The following is a 2968-nucleotide window of genomic DNA, read 5'->3' on the forward strand; positions in this document are numbered from 1 at the left end:
ATGAACCTGATCCTGCAAGGCCTGACCGCCGACCGCTCCGTCATCGACCGCATCTCCGCCCTGGCGAATGCCGAACGCGTTGTTCCCATCCATTCCACCGCGTACCGTTGCGAAGGCGTGAGCTACTCGGACGAACTCAAGGCCCGGGTCGATGCGGAATGCTTTGCCGCGCAACTCGATCACACCTTCGTCGACGGCGCACGCAAGCTGTCGGACTTCAAGCTCGTGGCGATGGATATGGATTCCACGCTCATCACCATCGAGTGCATCGATGAAATCGCCGACATGCAGGGCCTGAAGCCGCAAGTGGCGGAAATCACCGAAGCCGCGATGCGCGGCGAGATCGAATTCCGCGAAAGCCTGACCCGGCGCGTGGCATTGCTCAAGGGGTTGGATGCATCGGCGCTGCAGCGCGTGTATGACGAACGGCTGAAGCTGTCCCTCGGCGCGGAGAAAATGCTGGCAGCCGTCCAGGCAGCGGGCCTGAAAACCCTGCTGGTGTCCGGCGGCTTCACCTATTTCACCGACCGCATGAAAACCCGCCTCGGGCTCGATTACACCCACTCCAATGTGCTGGAGATTGAAGACGGCAAGCTGACCGGCCGCGTGGTCGGCGTTATCGTGGACGCGGATGAAAAGAAGGCGACGGTCGAACGCGTTTGCGCGGAGCTGGGAGTTTCCCCGAAACAAGCTATTGTGATGGGCGACGGCGCGAACGACCTGAAGATGATGGGCATCTCCGGCCTGTCGGTCGCCTTCCGCGCCAAGCCTGTTGTCCGGGCGCAAGCCGACGTGGCACTGAATTTTGTCGGCCTGGATGGAGTCCTAAACTTGTTGTCGTAACTTCAGGGAGACGGAATGATGCAGGAACTCGTGCTTGACTCTAGGTTGCAATCCACCAAGAACCTTGCGTGGTGGCTTTACCTGATGCACGGAATCAGCTTCGTGTTCTCGCTCGGTGCATTTTCCTGGATTCCGCTGATCATCAACTACATCAAGAAAGATGATGCGGAAGGCACCTTCGTCTACAGCCACCACCGCTGGCAGATTCGGTCGTTCTGGTGGTACCTGTTCTGGATGGTGATCGGCGGCGTGCTGTTTTTGACGGTCGTCGGCATACCGCTCGCTTGGCTGGTCTGGACGGTGGCCTGGGTGTGGAAGGCCTATCGTTTGCTGAAGGGCTTGCTGGACCTGAACGACAACAAGCCGATGACTGTGTAATCCGGCGTCAGGCCAGCAACCCGAGCGCCTGCTCGATATCCGCGATCAGGTCGTCCGCATCTTCCAGACCGATGTTGAAGCGGATCAGCTGCCCCTTCGACGTCCAGTTGCTGCGCATTGTCTGCACCCGGTAAGGCACGCACAGGCTGTGCGCGCCGCCCCAGCTGAAACCGATCTTGAACAGCTTCAGGCTATCGACGAAACGATCAGTCTGCGCTTCGGTATAGCGTTCGTCAAAGACGACGGAAAACAGCCCGCCTGCCCCGGTGAAATCGCGCTGCCAGGTTTCATGCCCGGGGCAATCCGCAAATGCCGGATGCAGGACCCGCTCGATCTCCGGCCGCGCCTTCAGCCAGGCAGCGACCTTGCGCGCGCCCGCATCGTGCGCGTCGAAGCGTAACTTCATCGTCGGCAAACCGCGCAGCACGAGGTAGGCATCATCCATCCCCACACCGAAGCCGACGCGCATGTGCGCCAGGCCGAGCCGGTGGTTCAGTTCCTTGTCGCGAGTGATGACCGCGCCCATCAGTACGTCGGAACCGCCCGAGTGGTACTTGGTCAGCGCCTGCATCACGATATCGACGCCGTGGTCAAAGGCGCGGAAGGCAATGCCGGCCGCCCAGGTATTGTCCATCGCGACATGGATGTCCTGTCCCCCGCTGCGGCGCTCCCTGACCGCCTTGCAGATGGCGGGAATATCGGGGACTTCCATCGTCACGGAACCCGGTGCTTCCGTCCAGACAAGGCGCGTATTCGGCTGGATCAGTCCGGCAATGCCGGCGCCGATCAGCGGATCGTAGAACCGGGTCGAAATGCCGTAATCCTGTGCGAGCCAGCGTCCGAGGTCGCGGTTCGGGTTGTAGGCGTTGTCCGGGATGAGCATGTCGTCGCCTGCCTTGAGCAGGCCGAAATTGACCATCGCGATGGCGGACAGGCCGCTTGGCGCCAGCAGGCAGTGGGTGCCGCCCTCGATCGCCGCCAGCCTTGCCTCAAGCGTGAAGCTGGTCGGCGTGCCGTGCAGGCCATAGGTGTAGGCGTTCTTCTCGCGCCAGTCGCGCGAGCGCAAGGCCGCAACGTCCTTGAAGACGACGGTCGATGCGCGATGTACCGCGACCGGCAAGGCGCCGAAACCTTCCGGCGCCTGGTAATCGGAATGGATGAGCGAAGTTTGAAGCGATTTGCTGTCAGACACGCATTGCCTCCGCGCGATCAGGGTTTGGCTGGTTTTGCCGCAGGGGATACGATTCGGAGCTCGAACAGCTTGCTGGACTTGCCGTCCGTAGACTGCCATTCGCCGGTAATCACGCCACCCGCCATCTTGCCCTCCCACTGGCCGGAAACGTCGGTACCGTTAGCGGACTCCTCGAGGAAGAGGTCTTCCCCATCGATTTCGCCGGCCAGAAGGACTCTTTGCCCGCTGCCGAACACGAAATAGTCACCTTCAATGCCGTCCTCGAACTCTTCCTTGGTACGCAAGGTTACCTGGATGGGTTCCGTGCCGAGGGTGCCGCGCAGGGAGACGGGCTGTACAAACTGCATCTTGCTGGCGACCGCCTCTGCCTGCGTCGTGGCATGGGCACTCGTTCCGGCGAACAGGAAGGCGGCCAGCACGGCCGCGACAATGCGCGCCATTTATGCTTCCGCCCACAGGTCGTGCGCGTCGGCGGCGGTGACCTTCACGTCCACGAATTCGCCGACCTTCAACTTGCGGTGCGGCTCGTAAGGCGGCTTCACGTACACGACGCCG

At 61.6% G+C, this 2968-nt stretch carries 4 protein-coding genes; 2 read left to right on the top strand and 2 right to left on the bottom strand.

The features are described 5' to 3' along the window. A partial coding sequence (serB, locus tag AYR66_RS21450; protein ID WP_088709194.1) for a phosphoserine phosphatase SerB occupies nucleotides 1-843 on the top strand: 843 nt, incomplete at its 5' end. Between the two features lie 15 nt (nucleotides 844-858). Beyond that, nucleotides 859-1221, top strand: coding sequence for a DUF4870 family protein (locus tag AYR66_RS21455; RefSeq protein ID WP_088709195.1), 363 nt, complete (start codon nucleotides 859-861; stop codon nucleotides 1219-1221). A 7-nt stretch (nucleotides 1222-1228) separates the two neighbouring features. Here the strand turns inward: AYR66_RS21455 and AYR66_RS21460 are convergent, their stop codons facing one another. Together AYR66_RS21460 and AYR66_RS21465 are read right to left on the bottom strand one after the other, a co-directional pair. After that, nucleotides 1229-2413: a cystathionine beta-lyase gene (locus AYR66_RS21460; protein ID WP_206047245.1), complete on the bottom strand. Its 1185-nt coding sequence runs from the start codon at nucleotides 2411-2413 to the stop codon at nucleotides 1229-1231. Between the two features lie 17 nt (nucleotides 2414-2430). Then, nucleotides 2431-2853, bottom strand: a complete 423-nt coding sequence (locus AYR66_RS21465; RefSeq protein ID WP_088709197.1) for a hypothetical protein — start codon at nucleotides 2851-2853, stop codon at nucleotides 2431-2433. Nucleotides 2854-2968: the final 115 nt, after the last annotated feature.

Origin of the sequence: Noviherbaspirillum denitrificans (assembly GCF_002211445.1) — a bacterium.
Classification (GTDB): Bacteria; Pseudomonadota; Gammaproteobacteria; order Burkholderiales; family Burkholderiaceae_D; genus Noviherbaspirillum; species Noviherbaspirillum denitrificans.